Annotated in this window: 24 protein-coding genes and 1 pseudogene; 16 read left to right on the plus strand and 9 right to left on the minus strand. The window is 63.3% G+C overall.

The genetic code is table 11. The annotated features are described in order from the left end of the window. Nucleotides 1-356: pseudogene (locus tag CN311_RS33095) on the minus strand (hypothetical protein); the annotation flags it as partial. Between the two features lie 682 nt (nucleotides 357-1,038). Here CN311_RS33095 and CN311_RS27960 point away from each other — a divergent pair. Beyond that, nucleotides 1,039-1,314: a hypothetical protein gene (locus CN311_RS27960; protein ID WP_097576867.1), complete on the plus strand. Its 276-nt coding sequence runs from the start codon at nucleotides 1,039-1,041 to the stop codon at nucleotides 1,312-1,314. Nucleotides 1,315-1,397: 83 nt separating this feature from the next. Next, nucleotides 1,398-1,874 carry an NUDIX hydrolase gene (locus tag CN311_RS27965; protein WP_097576868.1) on the plus strand — a complete coding sequence of 159 codons (477 nt, stop codon included), beginning with the start codon at nucleotides 1,398-1,400 and terminating at the stop codon, nucleotides 1,872-1,874. A 49-nt stretch (nucleotides 1,875-1,923) separates the two neighbouring features. On the opposite strand, the gene CN311_RS27970 is transcribed toward CN311_RS27965, so the two are convergent. The 5 genes from CN311_RS27970 to CN311_RS27990 form a co-directional block, all read right to left on the minus strand. Next, nucleotides 1,924-2,754 carry a citryl-CoA lyase gene (locus CN311_RS27970; protein WP_097576869.1) on the minus strand — a complete coding sequence of 277 codons (831 nt, stop codon included), beginning with the start codon at nucleotides 2,752-2,754 and terminating at the stop codon, nucleotides 1,924-1,926. Further along, on the minus strand, nucleotides 2,751-3,971 hold the full coding sequence (locus CN311_RS27975) for a CaiB/BaiF CoA transferase family protein (protein WP_097576870.1): 1,221 nt from the start codon (nucleotides 3,969-3,971) through the stop codon (nucleotides 2,751-2,753). The genes CN311_RS27970 and CN311_RS27975 overlap by 4 nt, the downstream gene beginning before the upstream one ends. A 15-nt stretch (nucleotides 3,972-3,986) precedes the next feature. After that, nucleotides 3,987-5,510 (minus strand): tripartite tricarboxylate transporter permease, encoded by a 1,524-nt coding sequence (locus CN311_RS27980; protein ID WP_097576871.1) that lies wholly within the window; start codon nucleotides 5,508-5,510, stop codon nucleotides 3,987-3,989. Between the two features lie 4 nt (nucleotides 5,511-5,514). Beyond that, nucleotides 5,515-6,051, minus strand: a complete 537-nt coding sequence (locus CN311_RS27985) for a tripartite tricarboxylate transporter TctB family protein (RefSeq protein ID WP_097576872.1) — start codon at nucleotides 6,049-6,051, stop codon at nucleotides 5,515-5,517. A gap of 128 nt (nucleotides 6,052-6,179) precedes the next feature. Next, a complete protein-coding gene (locus CN311_RS27990) occupies nucleotides 6,180-7,157 on the minus strand; it encodes a Bug family tripartite tricarboxylate transporter substrate binding protein (protein ID WP_097576873.1) in 978 nt (325 codons plus the stop codon). A gap of 195 nt (nucleotides 7,158-7,352) precedes the next feature. On the opposite strand from CN311_RS27990, the gene CN311_RS27995 reads away from it, so the two are divergent. Continuing rightward, nucleotides 7,353-8,126 (plus strand): IclR family transcriptional regulator, encoded by a 774-nt coding sequence (locus CN311_RS27995; protein WP_097576874.1) that lies wholly within the window; start codon nucleotides 7,353-7,355, stop codon nucleotides 8,124-8,126. Between the two features lie 24 nt (nucleotides 8,127-8,150). On the opposite strand, the gene CN311_RS28000 is transcribed toward CN311_RS27995, so the two are convergent. Continuing rightward, complete coding sequence (locus CN311_RS28000) at nucleotides 8,151-8,690, minus strand: GNAT family N-acetyltransferase (protein ID WP_097576875.1); 540 nt, start codon at nucleotides 8,688-8,690, stop codon at nucleotides 8,151-8,153. Nucleotides 8,691-8,963: 273 nt separating this feature from the next. On the opposite strand from CN311_RS28000, the gene CN311_RS28010 reads away from it, so the two are divergent. The 4 genes from CN311_RS28010 (at nucleotide 8,964) to CN311_RS28025 (ending at nucleotide 12,614) form a co-directional block, all read left to right on the plus strand. Further along, entirely contained in the window at nucleotides 8,964-9,419 is a 456-nt protein-coding gene (locus tag CN311_RS28010; protein ID WP_097576877.1) for a DUF2214 family protein, read from the plus strand. A 172-nt stretch (nucleotides 9,420-9,591) separates the two neighbouring features. Further along, nucleotides 9,592-10,569: a tripartite tricarboxylate transporter substrate-binding protein gene (locus CN311_RS28015; protein ID WP_097576878.1), complete on the plus strand. Its 978-nt coding sequence runs from the start codon at nucleotides 9,592-9,594 to the stop codon at nucleotides 10,567-10,569. Between the two features lie 65 nt (nucleotides 10,570-10,634). Further along, nucleotides 10,635-11,096 carry a tripartite tricarboxylate transporter TctB family protein gene (locus CN311_RS28020; protein ID WP_097576879.1) on the plus strand — a complete coding sequence of 154 codons (462 nt, stop codon included), beginning with the start codon at nucleotides 10,635-10,637 and terminating at the stop codon, nucleotides 11,094-11,096. 9 nt (nucleotides 11,097-11,105) lie between these two features. After that, the gene (locus CN311_RS28025) at nucleotides 11,106-12,614 is read left to right on the plus strand and encodes a tripartite tricarboxylate transporter permease (RefSeq protein WP_097576880.1); all 1,509 of its coding nucleotides are present in this window, start codon (nucleotides 11,106-11,108) and stop codon (nucleotides 12,612-12,614) included. On the opposite strand, the gene nth is transcribed toward CN311_RS28025, so the two are convergent. Further along, on the minus strand, nucleotides 12,611-13,432 hold the full coding sequence (gene nth, locus CN311_RS28030) for an endonuclease III (protein WP_097576881.1): 822 nt from the start codon (nucleotides 13,430-13,432) through the stop codon (nucleotides 12,611-12,613). The genes CN311_RS28025 and nth overlap by 4 nt on opposite strands. 22 nt (nucleotides 13,433-13,454) lie before the next feature. Between nth and CN311_RS28035 the strand changes: the two genes are divergently transcribed. The 7 genes from CN311_RS28035 to CN311_RS32345 all read left to right on the plus strand — a co-directional run bounded on the left by CN311_RS28035 (nucleotide 13,455) and on the right by CN311_RS32345 (nucleotide 19,043). Then, entirely contained in the window at nucleotides 13,455-13,949 is a 495-nt protein-coding gene (locus CN311_RS28035; protein WP_097576882.1) for a DUF2244 domain-containing protein, read from the plus strand. Nucleotides 13,950-14,138: 189 nt separating this feature from the next. Next, nucleotides 14,139-15,026, plus strand: coding sequence for a methylated-DNA--[protein]-cysteine S-methyltransferase (locus CN311_RS28040; protein ID WP_097576889.1), 888 nt, complete (start codon nucleotides 14,139-14,141; stop codon nucleotides 15,024-15,026). 135 nt (nucleotides 15,027-15,161) lie between these two features. Next, nucleotides 15,162-16,070 carry a ribokinase gene (locus tag CN311_RS28045; protein ID WP_097576883.1) on the plus strand — a complete coding sequence of 303 codons (909 nt, stop codon included), beginning with the start codon at nucleotides 15,162-15,164 and terminating at the stop codon, nucleotides 16,068-16,070. A 1-nt stretch (nucleotide 16,071) separates the two neighbouring features. After that, nucleotides 16,072-17,532 carry an amidase gene (locus CN311_RS28050; RefSeq protein ID WP_097576884.1) on the plus strand — a complete coding sequence of 487 codons (1,461 nt, stop codon included), beginning with the start codon at nucleotides 16,072-16,074 and terminating at the stop codon, nucleotides 17,530-17,532. Between the two features lie 111 nt (nucleotides 17,533-17,643). After that, nucleotides 17,644-18,258 (plus strand): LysE family translocator, encoded by a 615-nt coding sequence (locus CN311_RS28055; RefSeq protein ID WP_097576885.1) that lies wholly within the window; start codon nucleotides 17,644-17,646, stop codon nucleotides 18,256-18,258. Nucleotides 18,259-18,345: 87 nt separating this feature from the next. Then, the gene (locus tag CN311_RS28060) at nucleotides 18,346-18,669 is read left to right on the plus strand and encodes a hypothetical protein (protein WP_097576886.1); all 324 of its coding nucleotides are present in this window, start codon (nucleotides 18,346-18,348) and stop codon (nucleotides 18,667-18,669) included. 29 nt (nucleotides 18,670-18,698) lie between these two features. Next, nucleotides 18,699-19,043 carry a hypothetical protein gene (locus tag CN311_RS32345; RefSeq protein WP_133117274.1) on the plus strand — a complete coding sequence of 115 codons (345 nt, stop codon included), beginning with the start codon at nucleotides 18,699-18,701 and terminating at the stop codon, nucleotides 19,041-19,043. A 10-nt stretch (nucleotides 19,044-19,053) separates the two neighbouring features. Here CN311_RS32345 and CN311_RS28065 read toward each other — a convergent pair whose 3' ends face one another. After that, nucleotides 19,054-19,995 (minus strand): nucleoside hydrolase, encoded by a 942-nt coding sequence (locus CN311_RS28065; protein WP_097576887.1) that lies wholly within the window; start codon nucleotides 19,993-19,995, stop codon nucleotides 19,054-19,056. 143 nt (nucleotides 19,996-20,138) lie between these two features. Between CN311_RS28065 and CN311_RS28070 the strand changes: the two genes are divergently transcribed. Together CN311_RS28070 and CN311_RS28075 are read left to right on the plus strand one after the other, a co-directional pair. Further along, on the plus strand, nucleotides 20,139-20,564 hold the full coding sequence (locus CN311_RS28070; RefSeq protein ID WP_006339191.1) for an Hsp20 family protein: 426 nt from the start codon (nucleotides 20,139-20,141) through the stop codon (nucleotides 20,562-20,564). Between the two features lie 64 nt (nucleotides 20,565-20,628). Next, complete coding sequence (locus CN311_RS28075) at nucleotides 20,629-20,886, plus strand: BQ00720 family protein (protein WP_097576888.1); 258 nt, start codon at nucleotides 20,629-20,631, stop codon at nucleotides 20,884-20,886. Nucleotides 20,887-20,958: the final 72 nt, after the last annotated feature.

The following is a 20,958-nucleotide window of genomic DNA, read 5'->3' on the forward strand; positions in this document are numbered from 1 at the left end:
CCGCCGCTGCCGCCACCATCGCCGCCTTGACCGCCGGTGGCCGTCGCCACCATGCCGTGATGAAAATTACCGTCCGTGAACAGGCTGGCGGTGTTGGTGGCGCTGGCGCTTCCGGCGGCGCCGCCATTGCCGCCCTCGCCGCCATTGCCGACGAGCAGGAGAAAGCCGTATCCGCCGTATCCGCCGTTGCCGCCGTCGGCCGTAACATCATAGGCGCTAACGAGAGGTAGAGCCGGCGCCGGCACGCTCTGGTCGATATTGTTGACATGCACCGCGTTGCCACCCGCGCCGCCATTGCCGCCGTCGCCGTCATAGCCGCTGCCGTTGCCGCCGTTGCCGCCATTTTGATTGATCAACACCTGCGCATGAACGACGCTGGACGAAAGAGGAGAGAGGCCGGCCAACGCGGTCGCACCGAGCAATAGCGCCAGACGATTTGGCAAAATGGGCCGGTTCGCCCGCCGCGCCGATCCAGTTCTCACATGGGAGATGATATCGGCAGGCCCGTCCGCCGAATTTGGCTCTTTGTCAATGACCGCGCGCCGAACGGAATCCGTCGCGGAGTGCCTTGAGAACAAAGCCATGCATTTCCCCCGAGATTGCAGCGCCCTCAACCCTTCTTGAGTCCGCCGCCGCCACATCCGCCAGTAAAATACTTGATATTTGTAATAAAACTCAACGCATTACGGCCAACGCTCCTGATTCGTCTGTGAAGCGTCAGCTTGATTAGAATACATTAACATCCGACGGATGGAATCGGTTTGTTGATCTTCCGCCCGATGGAAATCGAAGTGTTGCGTAAAGAACACTGGCCAAAACGTCTGGCGTTTCATAGTCGTCATATGACGGTAATGCTTCGATTGGATAGCCAGCATATTAGGGATCACGAATATTAAGGCTGGCGGCGGGCTTCTCGAATTCCGCTGCGATCGGGACCTTGACCATGGCATCGCCGGACAGACGCCCTATATCAAGGAGACGTCTGTTTTGACGTGGGAATGAACGGAAATGTCGCAGTCTCGTATTTCAAAGATTTTCATGTCGGCAATCCTGGCAACGGAGATGTTGTTGGGGGCAGCACCGTTCGCCACGGCACAGACCGTCGACTCCGCCAATCGCAACACGCTGATCCAGCAAAATGAATTGCAGATATTGGAAAACAGGCTGAAGCGGCAGCAATATCAGCAGCAGCAACAGCAGTTCCGCGCCCAGGATCGCCAGATCGCGCCGCAACAGCGGCCGGTGGTTCCGCAGATGAAGCCGAGTTGCCAATTGCAGCCGTCGGGCAGCAGTTTTGTCAGAACCTGCCGCTGACAGGCCGGCACTTTTCATTTATTTAGCCGACTTATGGACTTGAGGTGCCGTCTGGCGTGGCGAACCGACTGGGATTTTCGCAAATGGCAATCGCCAAAAAGAAGGCCGTACGCAAGGCAAGGAAAGGAGAGAGGATCCGCCAGGTCGCGGCTATTCCCTTTCGGCCGAACGGACACGGCAATCTCGAGGTAATGCTGGTCACTTCGCGCGCGACCAGGCGCTTCATCGTGCCCAAGGGTTGGCCGATGAAGGGCAAGAGCGGACGCAAGGCAGCCGCCATCGAGGCGCAGCAAGAAGCCGGTGTGACCGGCAAGATGCTCAGGCAACCGGCGGGCACCTATTCCTATTGGAAGCGGATTGAAAATCGCTTCGTGCGCGTCGACGTCATCGTCTATTTGCTGGCGGTGACGGAGGAACTCATCGACTGGCAGGAAGCGGAAAGCCGGCAAAGAGCCTGGCTGGCGCCGGAAGACGCGGCGATGCTCATCGACGAACCCGAATTGTCGACACTGTTGAGAGACCTGGAGGTTCCGGAATCACCCTCGGAGCCGGCCGCCTGACTGAAGCAACGACACATGAGGCGTCGCCTCACCCACCCTCTTCATCCACTCACGGAAAAGCCCGCACTGGCGTGCCGGTATAGGCCCACAGCCACTCGCGCGGCAGCGGGCCCTTGTTACGGTCGCTCTGCTGCGATTGCTCCCACGCATGCGCCAGGATGCCGACCGAGCGCGACAGCACAAAGAGCCCGCGTGTCAGCGGCGGCGGAAAACCGAGTTCGCCATAGATGACGGCGGTGGCGCCGTCGATGTTGAGCGGGATCTTTTTGCCCTTGCGCCGCGCAACCTCGGCCTCGACAGCCTCGGCGATGTCGGCAAAGCGCCCGCCGACGACGCCGCGTGCGGCGAAATCGCGGGTCACTTCAAGCAAGCGCGGCGCGCGTGGGTCGACCGGATGGAAGCGGTGGCCGAAACCCGGCACATAGCCCTTGTCCTCGGCGAAGAAGCGGTCGAGCCGCGTCGAGACGGCATCGGCAAGCGCTGATCCTGCGTCCTGCGCCACGGCGATATCGCCATAGAAGGCAAGCGCCTGCTCGCCGGCACCGCCATGCACATCGCCAAGCACATTGATGGCCGAGGCCATGGCGCTGTTGATGCCGACGCCACAGGTGGCCGCCATGCGGGCAATGGCGATCGACGGCGCCTGCGGCCCATGGTCGACCGCCGCCCCCAGCGCGATGCCAAGCAAGGCAGCCTGCTCCTCGCTGGGCAATTCGCCGCGCAGCATCAGCCAGATCATCGCCGGGAAGCTGACGTGGCCGATCAGATCCTGGATCTCATAGCCGCGCAGCCGGATCACTCCTGGCCGCATTTCGATGATATCGGTCTGCCACCATTCCTCGCCGCGCTCGCGCCCGGTCTTTTTTTCCTCGCCGCTCATGCGCGCGCCCCATTCTTGGCCCGCGACCCATTCTTGGCCCGCAACCTTGTCTGAGCACGTGGCGGCAGGTCCGAAAAGACCTCGTCCATGTGTTCGCCGAGCCCCGGCGGCGGCCTAACCGGTAACGGCGCCACCCCGTCGACCATGAAGCCGCCGCGCACGACGGTCAGCGGCCGGTCCATGCCAGGCACGCCATCGAAACGGGTGGTCATGTCGCGTAAGGTCACTTGCTGCTCCTCGAGCACCTGCGGGATCGTCAGCACCCGGCCCGCCGGCACGCCCGCACGATTGAGCTTCTCCTCCCAGGCGGCAGCCGGGGCGCTGGCCAGTGCGTCCTCGATCAGCACTTTCAATACAGCGCGATTGCGCTTGCGTGTCTCGCGCTCGGCAAAGCGCAGGTCCAACGCCAACTCGGGTAGCCCGATCAGCCGGCAGAGCGTGATGAATTGCTCCTGCTTGTTGGCGGCGATGTTAAGCAGGCCGTCGCCGGTGCGAAACGTGCCGGAAGGTGCCGCCGTCATGTTCTCATTGCCCATCGGCTGCGGCTCGACATCAGCCGTGAGATAATTGGAGACCGGCCAGCCGAGTGCCGAAAGCGTGCATTCGAGCATCGACACGTCGAGGAAGGCGCCCTCACCGCTTGTCTTCTGCTTCACCAGTGCCGCCGTGATGGCGAAGGCCCCGACCAACCCGCCCAGCGTGTCGGCCACGGGATAGCCGACACGCAGCGGCGCCGTCTCCGGCGTGCCGGTGATGCTCATGATGCCGGAAAGCCCCTGGATGATCTGGTCGTAGGCCGGATTGTCGCGCATCGGTCCGGTCTGGCCGAACCCCGATATCGCGCAATAGACGAGACTGGGCCGGACCTCTTTCAGACTGGCATGGCCGAGGCCCAGCCGCTCCATCACTCCCGGCCGGAAGTTCTCGACCAGCGCGTCCGCCGTGGCGACAAGATCGAGGAAGCGCTCGCGATCGGCTTCCTGCTTGAGATCAAGCACCACCGATCGCTTGCCGGCGTTCTGTGCCAGGAACGAAGCGCCCATCCCGGCCTCGTTGAGCTCGGGTGAAGCGCCGAGTTGGCGCGCCAGGTCGCCGCCTTGCGGCGCTTCGACCTTGATCACGTCGGCCCCGAGCAGCGCCAGCTGATAGGCGCAGTAAGGGCCGGCCAGGACATTGGTCAGGTCGAGGACGCGGATGCCGGACAAAAGCTCGGTCATGATCTTCCAAACAGGTCAGGCATCGCCCGGCACATGCTCCGGTCCACGCCGGCGCCGGTGCTCGATGTAAGCCCAGATATGCGGCCCAGCCAGGCCGATGAAGGCCAGTGTCAGCAGCGTCAGCGACAGCTTGTGCGTGTAGAACACCGACCAGTCGCCATTCGAGATGGTCATCGCCCGGCGGAACTGCGTCTCGGCAAGCGGCCCGAGGATCATTCCGATGATCACCGGCGCCGTCGGAAAATCGAAGCGTCGCATCAGAAAGCCGGCAGCACCCAGGAGATAGAGGATGACGAGATCGATCGGCGATTGCGAAATGCCGTAGGTGCCGACCGTGGCGAACACCAGGATGCCGGCATAGAGCTGTGGCGCCGGGATCTTCAAAAGCCGCACCCACAGCCCGATCAGCGGCAGATTGAGGACGACGAGGATAACGTTGGCGATGAACAGGCTGGCGATCAGGCCCCAGACGAGATTGGCCTGCGTCGTGAGCAGCAGCGGCCCGGGATTGATGCCGTAGCTCTGGAAGGCCGACAGCATGATCGCCGCCGTTGCCGAGGTCGGCAGGCCGAGCGTCAGCATCGGCACCAGGACGCCGGCGGCCGACGCGTTGTTGGCGGCTTCCGGTCCGGCGACTCCTTCGATGGCGCCGACCGTGCCGAACTCGTCCTTGTGCTTCGACAGCTTCTTCTCGATCGCATAGGACAGGAAGGTCGGGATTTCGGCGCCGCCGGCCGGCATCGCGCCGATCGGGAAACCGATGGCGGCACCGCGCAGCCATGCCTTCCACGAGCGTCCCCATTCGGCCGCGGTCATGTAGAGCGAACCTTTCAGCGGCACGATCTCGTCCTTGCCGGCATAGCGGCGCGAGGCCATGTAGAGCGTCTCGCCGACAGCGAACAGGCCAACCGCGACGATGATGACGTCGACGCCGTCGAGAAGTTCGCCGATGCCGAAGGTGAAACGCGGCTGTCCGGTCTGCAGGTCGACGCCGATCATGCCGATGACGAAGCCTATGAACAGGCTGGTGAGCCCGCGCACCGAGGACGAGCCGAGCACCGCCGAGACGGTGATGAAGGCCAGCACCATCAGCGAGAAATATTCGGCCGGACCGAAGGACAACGCGAATTTGACCACCACCGGCGCCAGGAAGGCGACGCCCAGCGTGCCGAGCGTGCCGGCAACGAAGGAGCCGATCGCCGAGGTGGCCAGTGCCGCGCCGCCACGGCCGGAGCGGGCCATCCTGTTGCCCTCGAGTGCTGTAACGATGGTGGCGCTTTCGCCCGGCGTGTTGAGCAGGATCGACGTCGTCGAGCCGCCATACATGGCGCCGTAATAGATGCCCGCAAACAGGATGAAGGAAGCTTCCGGCGCCACCTGGTAGGTGATCGGCAAAAGCAGAGCGATGGTCAGCGCCGGCCCGAGGCCGGGCAGCACGCCGATCGCTGTTCCCAATGTCGTGCCGACGAGGCACCACATGAGGTTGACCGGTGTGAAAGCGATCGAAAATCCATGCGCGAGTTGATTGAGAGTTTCCATCGCCTCACCCCCTGACCATCGCGATCATGGCGTTGATGGCGGCATTCAGCTGGTTCTCGATGAAGCCGGCGCCGATGTTGACGCCAAGCGCCCTGGCAAAGCCGAAATAGGCCGCAAGCGCCAGGATCAGCCCAAGCAGCGCATCGCGCAACGGGTGCCTGCTGCCAAAACCATGGCAGATGAGAACGAACATGATCACCGAGGCGGCGGTAAAGCCGAGCGGCCGGATCAGCAGAAGGTTAGCGACCAGGCCGGCAACCACGAAGCCCATCGCCTTCCAGTCGGTCGGCGTCTCTTTCTCCTCCTCGGGCTGCCAGCCGCCACGCAGGGCGGCCAGGATGAGGAGCAGGGAAAGGATCACCATGCCTGCCATGGTGATGTAGGGAAACACGGTCGGACCGACCTTGGAATAGAGCGGCGACACCGGGATCGCCAGGGTTTGCCAGGCAACGGCCGCGGCACAGGCCAGAAGCCCGATGCCGATCAGCAATTCGGGTACGGCAAGGCGTGGCGGCGGCGCCTGCTGGTCGCTGGTGCTCATGAATGTCCTCCCCAGGATGGCCGGCATGCTCCAGCCGGCTTCACCGCAGTCTCCCCCGCGATGGATCACATGTCCATGCGGTTGGCGAAATGTCGAAGGGGCGGCGCAAGCCGCCCCTTCCGGGAAGATCAGGCAAGGCCGAGATCCTTGAGGATCGCGCCGATGCGGGCTGTGTCCTCGGTGAGGAATTTGGCATAGTCGTCACCGGTGAGCAGGATTTGCGTCCAGTTGCGGTTCTTGCATTCGGTGGCCCAGGCCTCGCTCTTGGCCATGGTCTCGACCAGCGTGATCAGCGCCGTCTTGTCGGCGTCCGAAACGCCGGGCGGTGCGAAGACACCGCGCCAGTTGAACAATTCGACATCAATGCCGGCCTCCTTCAGCGTCGGGGCGTCGATGCCGTCCTGGCGCTTGTCGGCCGAGATGGCGAGCAGCCTGAGCGCTCCCGCCTTGACCTGTTCGGAGAACTCGCCAAAGCCGGAAATGCCGGCCGCCACCTGGTTGCCGAGCAGCGCCGACAGCGCCTCGCCGCCACCGGCGAACGGCACGTAGGACAGGCTGGTTGCCGGAACACCAGCCGTCTTGGCGATGAGGCCGAACAGGATGTGGTCCGAGCCGCCGGCCGAACCGCCAGCGACCGGCACCTTGGTCGGATCGGCCTTGAGGGCGGCGACGAAATCGGCTGCCGTCTGGAATGGCGAGGCCGCCGGCACCACAAGCGCCTCGAACTCGCCCGTCAGCCGGGCGATCGGCGTGACCTCGGTGAGATTGTTGGCCGACTTGTTGGCGATGATGGCGCCAACCATGACCATCCCGGCAACCATCATCGAATTGCCCTTGCCGTTCCATTGGTTGATGAACTGCGGCAGGCCGACCGTGCCGCCGGCGCCACCGACATTGGTGATTTGCGAGCCGGAGATCAGCTTCTCGCTGCGCAGCACCTGGTCCATCGCGCGTGCCGTCTGGTCCCAGCCGCCACCGGGCGCCGCCGGCACGAAGATCTGGACCTGCGGCGCGTCCTGCGCAAAGGCGGGCGAGAGATGCAACGCTGCGAAACCGGCAGCACCCGCCGCAGCGGTGCTCATCAAAAATTTGCGTCTGTTCAGCATGGGATTCCTCCAAATCACGACACCTCCTCCGGTGCCTGCCAGAAACGTAGCCTAATCCAGACCCGCTCGGCAAAATTCTTGCTGGTTTTATTGCGTTCTGTCAACAGGAACGCCGTTCTGCTGGACAGAACACTTTGCATAGGGCATGATCGTTCCGGTCCACCTGGCCGGAAATGAAAAGAGAGCGTCGGACAGATGACGCAAGCACGATCCAAACCGGCGTCGACCGATGGCGTTGCCGCGCTTGATCGGGCGATCGCCATTCTCGACGCTTTCGCCGCGGCCGACCGGTCGCTCAGCCTGGCCGAAATCGCGGCGCGCACCGGCCTCTACAAGAGCACGATCCTGCGGTTGGCGAACTCGCTGCTGCGCGGCCAGTTGCTGGAGCGTCTCGACGATGGCCGCTACCGCGTCGGTCCGGCGACCTTCCGGCTCGGCACGCTCTACCAGCGCTCGGTGGTGGCGAGCGACGTCCTGCTGCCGATCATGCGTGACCTAGCCGACCGCAGTTGGGAAAGCGTTGCCTTCTATGTCCGCTCGGGCGATGTCCGCACCTGTCTCTATCGTGTCGAGTCCAAGCACCCTATTCGTTACACCATACGGGAGGGCGACGTACTGCCTCTGCTGGCCGGTTCGGGCGGACGTGTGCTGGCGGCATTTTCCGGTGAGCCGGGCGAGCCTTACGAAACGATCCGCGAAACCTATCACTTTCTGACGGTCGGCGACCGCGACCCCGAGACGGCGGGCGTGTCGGCGCCCGTGTTCGGACCGGGGCGCGTCTTGCTCGGCGCCCTGACGCTGGCCGGCCCCAGCACACGCGTCGACATGGCCTTTCTCCGACGCATGAAGCGGCCGCTCATCGAAGCAGCCGCCCGTGCCACCCGCGCCTTCGGCGAAGAGGCCGCTGCGCTCGAACTTGCGGCCCGCGAGGCTGGCACGGAACGCGTGGAAAACCTCAACTCCGCTTGACCAGGCTCACATGATGGCCCGGCCTCACGGCCGCCGTTCCAGCAGGACCGCCGCAGCGTCCTGATAAGTGGTTCGCAGCACTTCCCTGTAGCCGCATTTGGCCGCGACATTGAGCGAAGCAGTATTTTCCGGATCGATGATGCATACGGTTCTGGCGCGCCCGAATGTCTCGTCGCCCCAGGCAACGATCCGCCCGACGACCTCGCTGGCGAAACCCTGGCCGTGTGCGTTCGAAGCCAGCGCCCAGCCCGCCTCAGGCACGCCCTCGATCGACGGCTCGATATCGCGCTTCAGATCATGAAAGCCAGCCTCGCCGATGAAGCGGCCCGTCGCCTTGTCCTCGATCGCCCAGAAGCCGTAGCCCAGCAGCGACCATAGACCTGAATGGCGCAGGAAACGCATCCAGCTTTCCTCTCGCGTTCGCGGCTTGCCGCCGACGAAACGGGTGACGGCCGGATCGGCCCACATGACGACATAGCTGTCGAAATCATCCAGCCGATGCGCCCGCAGAAAAGTGCGCTCCGTCTCGATGACCGGCGCACCGGCTGCTTTCGAACTGTCCATAGGTCCTGCCTCGTTGCGCCTGACCCCGGAACCGCCCCCGGTTCTGGAAAGGATCATGCGCAAATTGAAAGTGCTTAGCAACTTGCTTGCGTCGAACAAGAACCAAGGCCGTGCCGATCACCTTCCAGCGCGCAAGCCGGCCCCGGGCAATGGCGATGCAAAAAGGCTGTTGGTCGGGCGCCTGCTATGGGAATTCTATCGAACGATGCTACCCTTTCGCCGGGGACTGATTCAGGGCGCATAGCGCATACCGTGCGACGGAGGAGAAAGCGCATGGACACCACCGATCTTGTGCTGGCCATCATCCATCATTTGCTGGTATTTTCGCTGGCGGGCATCATCGGCGCTGAATTTGTCCTGATCCGCGGCGAATTGCCGGCAACGACGCTTCGGCGCCTGGTCGGCATCGACCGCCACTATGGCATCATCGCCATGCTGATCATCATTGTCGGCATCGGCCGCGTCATTTATGGCCTGAAGGGCTGGGAATTCTACGTCTACAACTGGGTGTTCTGGGCAAAAATGGCGGCCTTCGCCATCGTTGGCCTGTTGTCGATCATCCCGACCGTCCGCTTCCTGTCCTGGAACAGACAGGTCGTCGCCAATCCCGCCTTCATCGTGCCGGCGGCGGAACTGGCCTCGGTGAAAACCTATGTTCGCGCCGAAGCCTTCGTCTTCCTGCTGATCCCGGTCTTCGCGGCGGCGATGGCGCGCGGCTATGGCTACTAGATCCATGACCCCAACCGAAAATCCGCGCCTGCACGGTTGCGGATATCGGCAGTTTGCAGTTTGAGTCCGATTGCAATGTGCTAGCCTGCGCTAGTTGTTGTTTAATCCGCCGCCGGTGTCGAGAGGAACGCCGTGCAGCGGCTGGAGATGCATAACCTGGGAGGACATCAAGATGAGAAGATTTGTCGCCGCTCTGGCTGCCGCCGCAGCCGTTACGCTTTATCCCCTGGCGGCGGGCGCGCAAACCTATCCTGAACGCAGCATTACCGTCGTGGTGCCGTTTTCGGCCGGCGGCCCGACCGACACGGTCACGCGCCTCGTCGCGGAAGCCATGTCGAAGGATCTCGGCCAGCAGGTCATCGTCGAGAATGTCGGCGGCGCCGGCGGCACGCTGGGCGCGGGCCGCGTCGCCAACGCCGAGCCGGACGGCTACACGCTGCTCCTCCACCACATCGGCATGGCGACAAGCGCCACGCTCTACAGAAAGCTCGCTTACGACACGCTGAATGCCTTCGAATATGTCGGCCTCGTCACCGAGGTGCCGATGACCATCGTCGGCCGCAAGGATCTCGAGCCGACCGATCTGAAGGGGCTGGTCGACTACGCCAAGGCCAACAAGGACACCATCACCGTCGCCAATGCCGGGATCGGCGCCGCCTCGCATCTGTGCGGCATGCTGTTCATGAGCGCCATCGGCACGCCGCTGGTCACCGTGCCCTACAAGGGCACCGGCCCGGCCATGACCGATCTTCTCGGCGGCCAGGTCGACATCATGTGCGACCAGACCACCAATACCACCAAGCAGATCCAGGGCGGCACGATCAAGGCCTATGCCGTCACCTCGCCGCAACGCCTCGATGTGCTGCCGGACGTGCCGACGACGACGGAAGGCGGCCTTCCCGATGTGCAGGTCGGCATCTGGCACGGCCTCTATGCACCGAAGGGCACGCCGGCCGAGATCACCGAGCGCCTGTCGAAATCGCTTCAGGTCGCGCTGAAGGACCAGAATGTCGTCGCCCGCTTTGCCGAACTCGGCACCAAGCCGTCATCAGAGGCCGACGCCACGCCGGCCGCGCTGAAGGCCAAGCTGGAAGGCGAGATCACGCGCTGGAAGCCGATCATCGAAGCTGCCGGCCAGTACGCCGACTGAGGTCTTGAGACGGGGCGCCACCGGCGCCCCGTTTCGCGTCGGTCACGCGATCTGGGAGGAACGCCATGAAAGCTTTCGCAATAGACAGGACCAACGGCCTGTGCGCCCTGCTGTTCATCCTTTTCGGCGCATTTTTCGCAGTTCAGTCGCTCGGCCTCGAAATCGGCACCGCCTTCCGCATGGGACCGGGCTATTTCCCGCTGGTCCTGGCGATCGTGCTGATCCTGCTTGGCGCCATCATCCTTATCCAGGCAGTGCGCTTCGAGAGCGAGCCGATCGGCCACATTGCCTGGCGCGGCATGCTGTTCATCCTGCCGGCTCCGATCTTCTTCGGCCTGACTGTGCGCGGTCTTGGCTTTATCCCGTCGATCTTCCTGACGGCATTGATCGCATCCTTTGCCAGCGGCCGCATGAAGCCGCTGACCGCGCTCGCGCTGTCTGCCGGCCTGACGCTGTTCGCGTTCCTAGTCTTCAGCTACGCGCTCGGACTGCCGTTTCGACGCTTCGGTCCATGGCTGGCATTTTGAGGCGCTGAGATGGAACTCCTCGACAATCTGGCGCTCGGCTTTTCCACGGCAACGACGCTCTGGAACCTGCTGTTCTGCCTGATCGGCGTCCTTCTCGGCACGTTGATCGGCGTCCTACCCGGCATCGGCGCCACCGCGACCATCGCCATGCTCCTGCCGATCACCTTCCAGATCGGCGACCCGGTTTCCTCCCTCATCATGCTCGCCGGCATCTATTACGGCGCGCAATATGGCGGCTCGACCACCGCCATTCTCATCAACATGCCCGGCGAATCCTCGTCGGCCGTCACCGCCATCGACGGCTACCAGATGGCCAGGAACGGCCGCGCCGGGGCAGCACTCGCGATCGCGGCGATAGGCTCGTTCTTTGCCGGTACGGTGTCGACCTTCCTCGTCGCCATCTTTGCGCCGCCGCTGACGGCGATCGCGCTGCAATTCGGTGCGGCCGAGTATTTTTCGCTGATGATCGTCGGCCTCGTCTCGTCGGTGGCGCTCGCCCACGGCTCGATCGTCAAGGCGTTGGCGATGGTCGTGCTCGGCCTGCTGCTCGGCATTGTCGGTACCGATATCTATACCGGCACGCCGCGCTTCACCCTTGGTATCCGCGAATATGCCGACGGGCTGAATTTCGTCGCCGTGGCTGTCGGCGTCTTCGGCGTCGCCGAGATATTGCGCAACCTCGAAAACGAGCACGAGCGCTCGGTGCTGATCCGCAAGGTCTCCGGCCTCATGCCGACCCGCGAGGACTTTCGCCGCATGGCAGCACCCATCCTGCGCGGGACGATCATTGGTTCGGCGCTCGGCATCCTGCCCGGAGGCGGCGCCATTCTGGCGGCCTTTGCGTCCTACACGGTCGAAAAGCGCGTATCGAAAAACCCCGGGGAATTCGGCAAGGGCGCCATCGAAGGCGTCGCCGGTCCGGAATCTGCCAACAATGCCGGCGCGCAGACCTCCTTCATCCCGATGCTGACGCTCGGCATTCCGGCCAATCCGGTGATGGCGCTGATGATCGGCGCGATGATCATCCAGGGCATCGTCCCCGGCCCCAATGTCGCGACCGAACAGCCTGCGCTATTCTGGGGCATTATCGCCTCGATGTGGATCGGCAATCTGATGCTGATCATCCTGAACCTGCCGCTGATCGGGCTTTGGGTGAAGCTGCTGACGATCCCCTATTACGTGCTCTTCCCGATCATCATGGCGTTCTGCTCGATCGGCGTTTACAGCGTCAACACCAATGTCTACGACCTCTATGCCGTCGCCTTTTTCGGCTTCCTCGGCTATCTCCTGACCAAGCTGCGCTGCGAACCAGCACCGCTGCTGCTCGGCTTCGTGCTCGGCCCGCTGCTCGAGGAAAATCTGCGCCGCGCCATGATCCTCGCGCGCGGCGACCCAAGCACCTTCGTGACGAGGCCGATCAGCGCCGGCCTGCTCCTCATCGCGCTCGCTGTGCTCGTCATCGTCTTCCTGCCCGCGGTCAAGAGGAAGCGCGAAGAGGTATTCGTCGAGGATACTTAAGCCATCGAGGCTTCGTCCGCCGGCCCGAGCGGCGCGATCTCGACCAGCGGCGCCGGTATGTCGGTCGTCTTCTCCTCGGCCTTGCAGATATCGGCAATGACGCAGGCCGGACAGTCCGGCTTGCGCGCCTTGCAGACATAGCGGCCATGCAGGATCAGCCAGTGATGCGCGTGGCGCATATATTCGTCCGGAATGATCCGCAGCAACCCCTGCTCGACCTGTTCCGGCGTCTTGCCGGGCGCCAGACCAAGCCGGTTGCCGATGCGCAAGATGTGCGTGTCGACCGCCATGGTATGCTGGCCGAAAGCCATGTTGAGCACGACATTGGCGGTCTTGCGCCCGACGCCAGGCAGCTTGACCAGTTGGTCGCGATCGTCCGGCACCTCGCCGCCATGGTCGGCGATCAGCGCCTGCGACAGCGCAATGACGTTCTTGGCCTTGTTGCGCCAGAGCCCGATCGTTCTGATGTAATCGCCGACCTTGGCCTCGCCCAGCGCCAGCATCTTTTGCGGCGTATCGGCCACCTTGAACAGCGCCCGCGTCGCCTTGTTGACGCCGGCATCGGTGGCCTGTGCCGAAAGCACGACGGCCACCAGGAGCGTGAAGGCGTTGACATGTTCGAGTTCGCCCTTCGGCTCCGGCCGCTGCACGGAAAACCGCCGGAAAATCTCGTGCACTTCAGCCGGGCTGTAGCGGGAACGCACCGGCCGAGGACGCGGCCTGGCGTTCGAGCCGTCGCGCCGGTCGGGCGGCCGGTCATTTTTGGCTGTCGGGGAATTTTTGGGCATCGAAGATTTTTTGGACTTGGGGCTCGCCATTCCCTTCCTATAATATCCCGGCATGAGCGACACAAACGCCTCTTTCCAGGCCGACGAGCCCTTCTTCCGTGCCTTGCTGACGCCGCACCGCTCGCTCGGCCGAACCGGCTTTGCCATCCTGATGGGCGCGCTGCTGTTCGGCTGGCTGGTGACCGGCGCTTTTTTCCTGTCGCGTGGCGCCTGGCCGGTGTTCGGCTTCTTCGGGCTGGATGTGATCGCCGTCTACATCGCCTTCCGAGCCAACTACCGCGCCGCCCGCGCCCGCGAGGAGGTCTCGGTCTCGCGCACCAGCCTCGATATCCGCAAGACCGCGCCGTCCGGCAAATCGGAAGCGCATCGCTTCAACCCGTTCTGGGCGCGTTTTTCGATTGCCCGTCACGCCGAGATCGGCATCACCAGAATGGCGGTGGAAGCACAGGGGCAAAACGTACCGATCGGCGGCTTCCTCAACCCCGACGATCGCGAGAGCTTTGCGACCGCTTTTTCGCGCGCGCTGGCGACCGCCAAGGCGCGCTAAAACCGATACCACAAAAGCCTGCTGTCCCCCGGCGAGATGCACCTTTTCGCCGGCCATGATGGTCTCCTTGGATCGAAGCCAACTCTATCTGGGCATATGCGGCAGGAAGGCAAGTTTCGGGTGGTGGCAAAGGGCGGGAAGAACGATATTCGCGGTCAAGGAGATATTGCCATGAACGTCCAGATGACCATGAATGCACAGATGAAGCCGTCAGCCATCCTGCAGAACGACATCACCCCCGAAGGCAGCGACTACGAAGTCGTGCGCCGCGCCATCGAGAAGATCAGCCTCGACTATCGCGACCAGCCTTCGCTCGAAGTTCTGGCCCAGGAGGTCGGCGAGACGCCGACCGGCCTGCAGAAACTGTTCACCCGCTGGGCCGGCCTGTCGCCCAAGGCCTTCCTCCAGGCGGTCACGCTCGACCATGCGCGCAAGCTGCTCGATTCCGGCATGCCGCTGCTCGAGACGTCATTCGAGGTCGGCATGTCCGGCCCCGGCCGGCTGCACGATCTCTTCGTCACCCATGAGGCGATGTCGCCAGGCGATTACAAGACGCGCGGCGCCGGACTGACCATCCGCTACGGCTACCACATCTCGCCCTTCGGCATCGCCCTGATCATGGTCACCGATCGTGGTCTCGCCGGCCTCGCCTTCAACGATGCCGGCGGCGAGCGCGCTGCCTTCGCCGACATGTCCGGCCGCTGGCCGAACGCGACCTATGTCGAGGACATGGCCGCCACCGCGCCCTATGCCGCGCGCATCTTCGATCCGGCGCTGTGGCGCGCCGACCAGCCGCTGCGCGTCGTCATGATCGGCACCGATTTCCAGCTGCGCGTCTGGGAGGCCTTGCTGCGCATCCCGATGGGCAAGGCCTGCACCTATTCCTCGATCGCCGCCCGCATCGGCGCACCGAGCGCCAGCCGGGCGGTGGGTGCGGCTGTCGGCGCCAATCCGATGTCCTTCGTGGTGCCGTGCCACCGGGCGCTCGGCAAGTCCGGCGCGCTCACCGGCTACCATTGGGGCCTGACCCGCAAACGCGCCATCCTCGGTTGGGAAGCGGGGCAGGTCGGCTCCTGATGATTAATCTTCCGTAGCGTTCGGACCGGCAGCAGAAGCGACATAATCGGGCCGGACGCCCGAGATCATGTCGCGCGGTCTGGCAAGCAGCGATCTTACGAGATAGCTTCCCACATATTCAGCAGGAGGCACTTCTTGATCATCGTTGTCGGCTCGATCAATCTCGACCTTATCGCCAATGTCGACCGCTTGCCCGCACCCGGCGAGACGGTGCGCGGCTCCGGCTTCACCACCGCGCCCGGCGGCAAGGGTGCCAACCAGGCGCTGGCCGCGGCGCGCGCCGGCGCCAAGGTGCGCATGGTCGGCGCCGTCGGCAAGGATAATTTCGCAGCGGAAGCGTTGGCATTGCTCAGGGATGGCAAGATCGACCTGTCCGGCGTCGGCGAAACCTTTGCCTCGACCGGCACGGCATTGATCATGGTCGCTGATGACGGCGAGAACGTCATTGCCGTGGTGCCGGGCGCCAATGATTCGGTCGTGACAGGCGACCTTTCCAAGGCCTTCATCAAAAAAGGCGATGTCGTGCTCCTGCAGCAGGAAATCCCGCTACAGACTGTCGATGCAGCACTTGAGGCAGCGAGGGCAGGAGGCGCCATGACCGTGCTCAACACCGCGCCGTTCCGCGGCGAGGCCGCCCCTTTCCTCGGCAAGGCCGACTACGTCGTCGCCAACGAAACCGAATTCGACCTTTACGGCGAAGCGCTGTCGTTGAATGGACGCGACCGTCCGGCGCGGATGCGCGACTATGCCAAGAAAACCGGCCGCGTCATTGTCGTCACGCTCGGCGGCGACGGCGTGCTGGCCGCGACATCAGAGGATTTCCTGACCGTACCGGCGCTCGAGATCACCCCGGTCGACACGGTCGGAGCCGGCGATACATTCTGCGGCTATTTCGCCGCCGGCCTTTCATCCGGCCTGCCGCTGGAACAGGCGCTATCCCGCGCCGCCGCTGCCGGTTCGCTCGCCTGCCTGAAACCCGGCGCCCAGCCGGCGATCCCTTTGGCCGGGGATGTCGATGCCGCCTTGCGGAAATCCGCCAGCTAGGATGACGGCCATGCGTCCTGCCACGAAACACACCGTGCCGCCCGCCGGCGATATCTGCCGTCTGTCGGGGGTATACCTTGGCGAAGCGATCCGGCGGCGCCGCCTGTCGGTGCGAGAGGTGGTGACGGCATTCCTCGACCGCATCGAGGCGGTCAACCCGCTGGTTAACGCCATCGTGTCGCTGCGCGATCGTGCCGATATCCTGAATGAGGCCGACAGCGCCGACGCCCATCTGGCGCGAGGCGGAAATGCCGGATCGCTATTCGGCCTGCCGATCGCCATCAAGGACCTTGCACTGACAAAAGGCCTCAGGACCACCTTCGGCTCGCCGATCTTCGCCGATTTCGTTCCTGAGGAGGACGACTTCTTCGTCGAGCGCGTCCGCAAGGCCGGCGCCATCATCATCGGCAAAACCAATGTTCCCGAATTCGGGCTTGGTTCCAACACCTACAACAGCGTGTTCGGGCCGACGCTCAACGCCTTCGATCCGGCTCTGACCGCCGGCGGATCGAGCGGCGGCGCGGCTGTATCGCTGGCGCTGGACATGCTTCCCGTCGCCGATGGCAGCGACTTTGGCGGCTCGCTGCGCAATCCGGCCGCCTACAACAACGTCTACGGCTTTCGCCCGTCGCAGGGACTTGTTCCGGCCGGGCCGGACCTCGATGTCTTCCATGCACAGATGGGCGTCGAAGGACCGATGGGCCGCAACGTGCGCGACATGGCGCTGCTGCTCGACGAACAGGCCGGCTACCATCCGCGTGCGCCGCTCTCGCATCACAAACAGGGCTCTTTCCTGCAGGGGCTGCAAACCCCGGCGGCTGGCGGCCGCATCGCATGGCTCGGCAATCTCGACGGTCATCTGCCGGTTGAGGCAGGCATTCTGCCGCTTTGCGAGGCCGCTCTCGGCCGCTTCGCGGACGTGTCCTTCCAGACCGAGGCGCTAGTGCCGGATGTCGACTTCGAGGCCCTTTGGCAGGCCTTCGTGACGCTACGCCAGGCAAGCGGCGGCTGCTCGCTCAAGGCGCATTACGATGATCCCGTCAAACGCCCGCTTTTGAAGCCGGAAGTCGTGTGGGAAGTGGAACAGGCGCAACGCCTCACGGCGCCGCAGGTCCACGCCGCCACGGTCAGGCGCTCATCCTGGCATAAAACGCTGCTGTCGCTGTTCGAACACTTCGACCTTGTTGCCCTGCCCACCGCGCAGGTCTTTCCCTTCGAGGTCACGACCCATTGGCCAAGCCAGGTGGCGGGACGCGCCATGGACAGCTATCACCGCTGGATGCAGGTTTCCGCCTTCGCCACGCTTGGCGGTTGCCCGGCGGTCAACGTGCCCGTTGGCTTCGACGGCGCGGGCAGGCCGATGGGCATGCAATTGATCGGCCGGCCGCGCGGCGACATGGCCGTGCTGAAAGCGGCGGCGGCCTATGAGGAAACCCTGCCCTGGGCGGCCGGAGCCGCCTGAAGTCAATTTCGCTTCGCCGGCAATCTGTCGCGCCGGCTTGCACCGGCGTCACCGCCATGCATTGATTGCGGTCAGCCGCGTCGCATAGCGGCATTCTGTCGAGGAATCCCCATGTCGCTGGAACTCTACGCCGCCTATCTCGTCGCTTGCCTTGTCATCATCCTGGTGCCCGGACCGACGGTGACGCTGATCATCGCCAACAGCATCCGTCATGGCTCGCGCGCCGGTCTTGCCAATGTCGCCGGCACGCAGGCCGGTCTCGCCGTCATGATCGCCATTGTCGGCATTGGCCTGACGTCGCTGATCGCGGGTATGGGCCACTGGTTCGAATGGGTGCGGCTGATCGGCGCCGCCTATCTGATCTGGATGGGCGTGCAGATGTTCCGTTCCAAGGGCAGGCTGAATGCCGACGGGACGGCGAAAAAGCCACGTGGCGGCTTCTTCCTGCAGGGTCTGCTGGTGGCGCTCAGCAATCCCAAGACGCTGGTGTTCTTCGGCGCCTTCTTTCCGCAGTTCATTTCTCCGCAAGGCAATTACGCGCTGCAGATCATGGTCATGGGCCTTACTGCCATGATCTTCGCCGCCGTGTCGGATTCGACCTATGCGCTCGCCGCCGGCCGCGCCGGGCGTCTGCTTTCGGCCAGCCGCATCAAGCTGATGTCCAGGATCAGCGGCAGCTTCCTGGTCGGCGGCGGCCTTTGGCTGGCGTTTTCCAAGGCGAAGTAACGCGGCAACCTGGAGTCGGCGGGCGAACAAGAAGGCTGATTGAAACTCAGCCTTCTTGCCACCACATGAATCGATGCTTGGGGATTCATGTCTGTGTCCTGGACTTATGCGGATATAAAAAGGAACGCGTTCGGCGTGATCCTGGTCGTTGCTTTGTTCGCGGTCATGGTTCCGTCGGCTCTGAACAGGTGGGCGAATGACGCAAGCCCGATCCGGTCGGTTGACCCAATCGACGCCACGATCAAAAGTGTTCAGTGGGGCAAAGGACACGCGGCTGTTTATGTACTTTTTCTCGAAAACGGTTCGTCGGTTCTCATCGACGACGATCGTCCGCACCTGATCGGCTCGCGCGTCAGCATTGAACGCGTCACACGCGACAACGGCTCGATTTCCTACCGGTTTGCGGGCTGAACCATGGCAAGAGCGCGGCTGGCCTCACCTTGCTGATACTGCGGGAAAATTTCCGGGGCGTCGTCATCACCAGTCTTGTGGTCGGTGTCTGCATTCTGGCAATCGGCGCACTGATTGCAAGGCGGAGCAGCCCCATCGTCGATGTGGGGCGTACGACTGGCACTGTAGTCAACGTTCTCAACGTTCCTCCGAGCCCCGAAGCGTGGATCGGAAGAGGATTCCGTTATCAGTACGGAATCCGTCTCAACGAAAATGACCTCCTGGTATTCGTATATGGTAACGCAGCAACGCCGCGAGCTATCGGATCGGAAGTTTCTATCGAGCGGCAGTACCGTCGCAATGGCACCGAAACGTACCAATTGCTCGATGAGTGAGTGAGCGGCCCTAAAGCCGCCCCAGCCTTTCCACCAGCAGCGCGAAAAACGCATCATGGTCGATGTCGCGCATCACCATGGCGTTCTTCGGCCGCTTGGTCACGCCCCACCAGTCGATCACGGTCATGCCCATGGTGAGCTCCGAGGCGGTTTCCACGGTGACGCTACAGTTGCGGCCGTTGAACAATTCCGGCGTCAACAGATAGGCGATGACGCAAGGGTCGTGCAGCGGGCCGCCGTCGGTGCCGTACTTCTCCTCGTCGAAGCGTTCGAAGAATTCCAGCATCTCGGCCGTGGCCGTACCGACCCTGGTGCCGAGTTTGCGAAAGGCCTGGGTGCGCGTGGCGGTGGTCAATGCCTTGTGGGTGACATCGAGCGGCATCATGACGATCGGAATGCCGGATTTGAACACGACATCGGCGGCTTGCGGGTCGACATAGATGTTGAACTCGGCGGTCGGCGTGACATTGCCGCCCTCGAAGAAGCCGCCGCCCATCAGCACGATCTCCTTGATGCGCGGCGCGATCTTCGGCTCGCGGATCAGCGCCAGCGCGACGTTGGTGAGCGGCCCGAGCGCGCAAAGCGTGATGGTGCCGCTTTGTTCCTTCATCAGCGTCTCTACGATGAAATCGACCGCATACTGGTCCTGCAGCTTCATCTTTGGCTCGGGCAAATCAGGCCCGTTCAGGCCGGTCTTGCCATGCACTTCCTCGGCGGTGACCAGTTCGCGCACCAGCGGCCGGATGGCGCCGGAATAGACCTTGATATCGGGCCTGCCGGCCAGTTCGCAGATCTTGCGGGCATTCTTTTCGGTGAGCTTCAGCGGCACGTTGCCGGCGACTGCGGTGATGCCGACGATCTCCAGCTCGGCGCTGCCGAGCGCCAGCAATATGGCGACGGCATCGTCCTGGCCGGGATCCGTGTCGATGATGATCTTGCGGGGTTGGGGCATTTCAATTCCTTGTCTGGGGAGTCTTTTTGGGCGGGGTTTTTGATGGCTTGAACTTGATGGCGGGGCGGACCATATCAAGACCATCGGGAAAAATGCCATCCGGGTTTTTCCGCTTTATGTCGCTCTCAAGAGGACACTGTAACATGAGCCGAATGACGCCCTTCTCAAGCCCGCTGCTCCTGGGGTTCGACGCTATGGAAAAGACCCTGGAGCGTCTGGCGAAGTCGGGTGACAGCTACCCTCCCTACAACATCGAGCGCCTCAGCGGCGCCGACGGCAAGACCGAAAGGTTGCGCATCACGCTCGCCGTCGCCGGTTTCGCCGAAAGCGATCTCGATGTCACCACGGAGGAAAACCAACTGGTCGTGCGCGGCCGTCAGAACGACGACACCGAGCGCGAATTCCTTCATCGCGGCATCGCCGCGCGCCAGTTCCAGCGCTGTTTCGTGCTGGCCGACGGCATGCGGGTGATCGCGGCGGAGCTGAAGAACGGGCTTTTGTCGATCGACCTCGATCGGCCCGAGTCCGAACGGCTGGTACGGAAAATAAACATTTCGGTGAAAGACTGATCTTTACCGACAGCTCTCATGCGAGGCGGCCTTGAGCGGCGTCCTCGCGCAAAGGAGGCTTGAAATGACCAGAACTGACGAAAATCTCACCATGACCAGCGGCGAGTTCGCCCATCTTGGCGAAGGCTCGGTCGCCTATCTCAGGAAAGTGTCGAGCGATGATTTGCGCGGCCGCTTCCCGGGCCTTGGCGAAATTGCACCCGGCCTGGAATTGTGGGCGCTGTTTGCCGCCAACGGCCAGCCGATCCTGCTTTCCGACGCCCGCGACCGGGCACTGGCGGGCGCCATGGAAAACGACCTGACCACCGTCGCTATTCACTAGAGCATGATCCCGAAAAGTTGCAGACTTTTCGGACAGGATCATGCGAACAACCGAGCAAGGCGATCGGGTTGG

The sequence above is a fragment of the Mesorhizobium sanjuanii genome, assembly GCF_002529485.1.
GTDB classification, from domain to species: Bacteria; Pseudomonadota; Alphaproteobacteria; order Rhizobiales; family Rhizobiaceae; genus Mesorhizobium; species Mesorhizobium sanjuanii.

Coding starts and splice junctions, on each gene's coding strand:
- CN311_RS28075 (WP_097576888.1), top strand. CDS start 20,629: ATGACCAGAACTGACGAAAATCTCACCATGACCAGCGGCGAGTTCGCC.
- CN311_RS28060 (WP_097576886.1), top strand. CDS start 18,346: ATGTCTGTGTCCTGGACTTATGCGGATATAAAAAGGAACGCGTTCGGC.
- CN311_RS27990 (WP_097576873.1), bottom strand. CDS start 7,157: ATGCTGAACAGACGCAAATTTTTGATGAGCACCGCTGCGGCGGGTGCT.
- CN311_RS28040 (WP_097576889.1), top strand. CDS start 14,139: ATGAATGCACAGATGAAGCCGTCAGCCATCCTGCAGAACGACATCACC.
- CN311_RS28055 (WP_097576885.1), top strand. CDS start 17,644: ATGTCGCTGGAACTCTACGCCGCCTATCTCGTCGCTTGCCTTGTCATC.
- CN311_RS28070 (WP_006339191.1), top strand. CDS start 20,139: ATGAGCCGAATGACGCCCTTCTCAAGCCCGCTGCTCCTGGGGTTCGAC.
- CN311_RS28000 (WP_097576875.1), bottom strand. CDS start 8,690: ATGGACAGTTCGAAAGCAGCCGGTGCGCCGGTCATCGAGACGGAGCGC.
- CN311_RS27965 (WP_097576868.1), top strand. CDS start 1,398: ATGGCAATCGCCAAAAAGAAGGCCGTACGCAAGGCAAGGAAAGGAGAG.
- CN311_RS28035 (WP_097576882.1), top strand. CDS start 13,455: ATGAGCGACACAAACGCCTCTTTCCAGGCCGACGAGCCCTTCTTCCGT.
- CN311_RS28050 (WP_097576884.1), top strand. CDS start 16,072: ATGACGGCCATGCGTCCTGCCACGAAACACACCGTGCCGCCCGCCGGC.
- CN311_RS27960 (WP_097576867.1), top strand. CDS start 1,039: ATGTCGGCAATCCTGGCAACGGAGATGTTGTTGGGGGCAGCACCGTTC.
- CN311_RS28015 (WP_097576878.1), top strand. CDS start 9,592: ATGAGAAGATTTGTCGCCGCTCTGGCTGCCGCCGCAGCCGTTACGCTT.
- CN311_RS28065 (WP_097576887.1), bottom strand. CDS start 19,995: ATGCCCCAACCCCGCAAGATCATCATCGACACGGATCCCGGCCAGGAC.
- CN311_RS27995 (WP_097576874.1), top strand. CDS start 7,353: ATGACGCAAGCACGATCCAAACCGGCGTCGACCGATGGCGTTGCCGCG.
- CN311_RS28025 (WP_097576880.1), top strand. CDS start 11,106: ATGGAACTCCTCGACAATCTGGCGCTCGGCTTTTCCACGGCAACGACG.
- CN311_RS28010 (WP_097576877.1), top strand. CDS start 8,964: ATGGACACCACCGATCTTGTGCTGGCCATCATCCATCATTTGCTGGTA.
- nth (WP_097576881.1), bottom strand. CDS start 13,432: ATGGCGAGCCCCAAGTCCAAAAAATCTTCGATGCCCAAAAATTCCCCG.
- CN311_RS27985 (WP_097576872.1), bottom strand. CDS start 6,051: ATGAGCACCAGCGACCAGCAGGCGCCGCCGCCACGCCTTGCCGTACCC.
- CN311_RS27975 (WP_097576870.1), bottom strand. CDS start 3,971: ATGACCGAGCTTTTGTCCGGCATCCGCGTCCTCGACCTGACCAATGTC.
- CN311_RS27980 (WP_097576871.1), bottom strand. CDS start 5,510: ATGGAAACTCTCAATCAACTCGCGCATGGATTTTCGATCGCTTTCACA.
- CN311_RS27970 (WP_097576869.1), bottom strand. CDS start 2,754: ATGAGCGGCGAGGAAAAAAAGACCGGGCGCGAGCGCGGCGAGGAATGG.
- CN311_RS28020 (WP_097576879.1), top strand. CDS start 10,635: ATGAAAGCTTTCGCAATAGACAGGACCAACGGCCTGTGCGCCCTGCTG.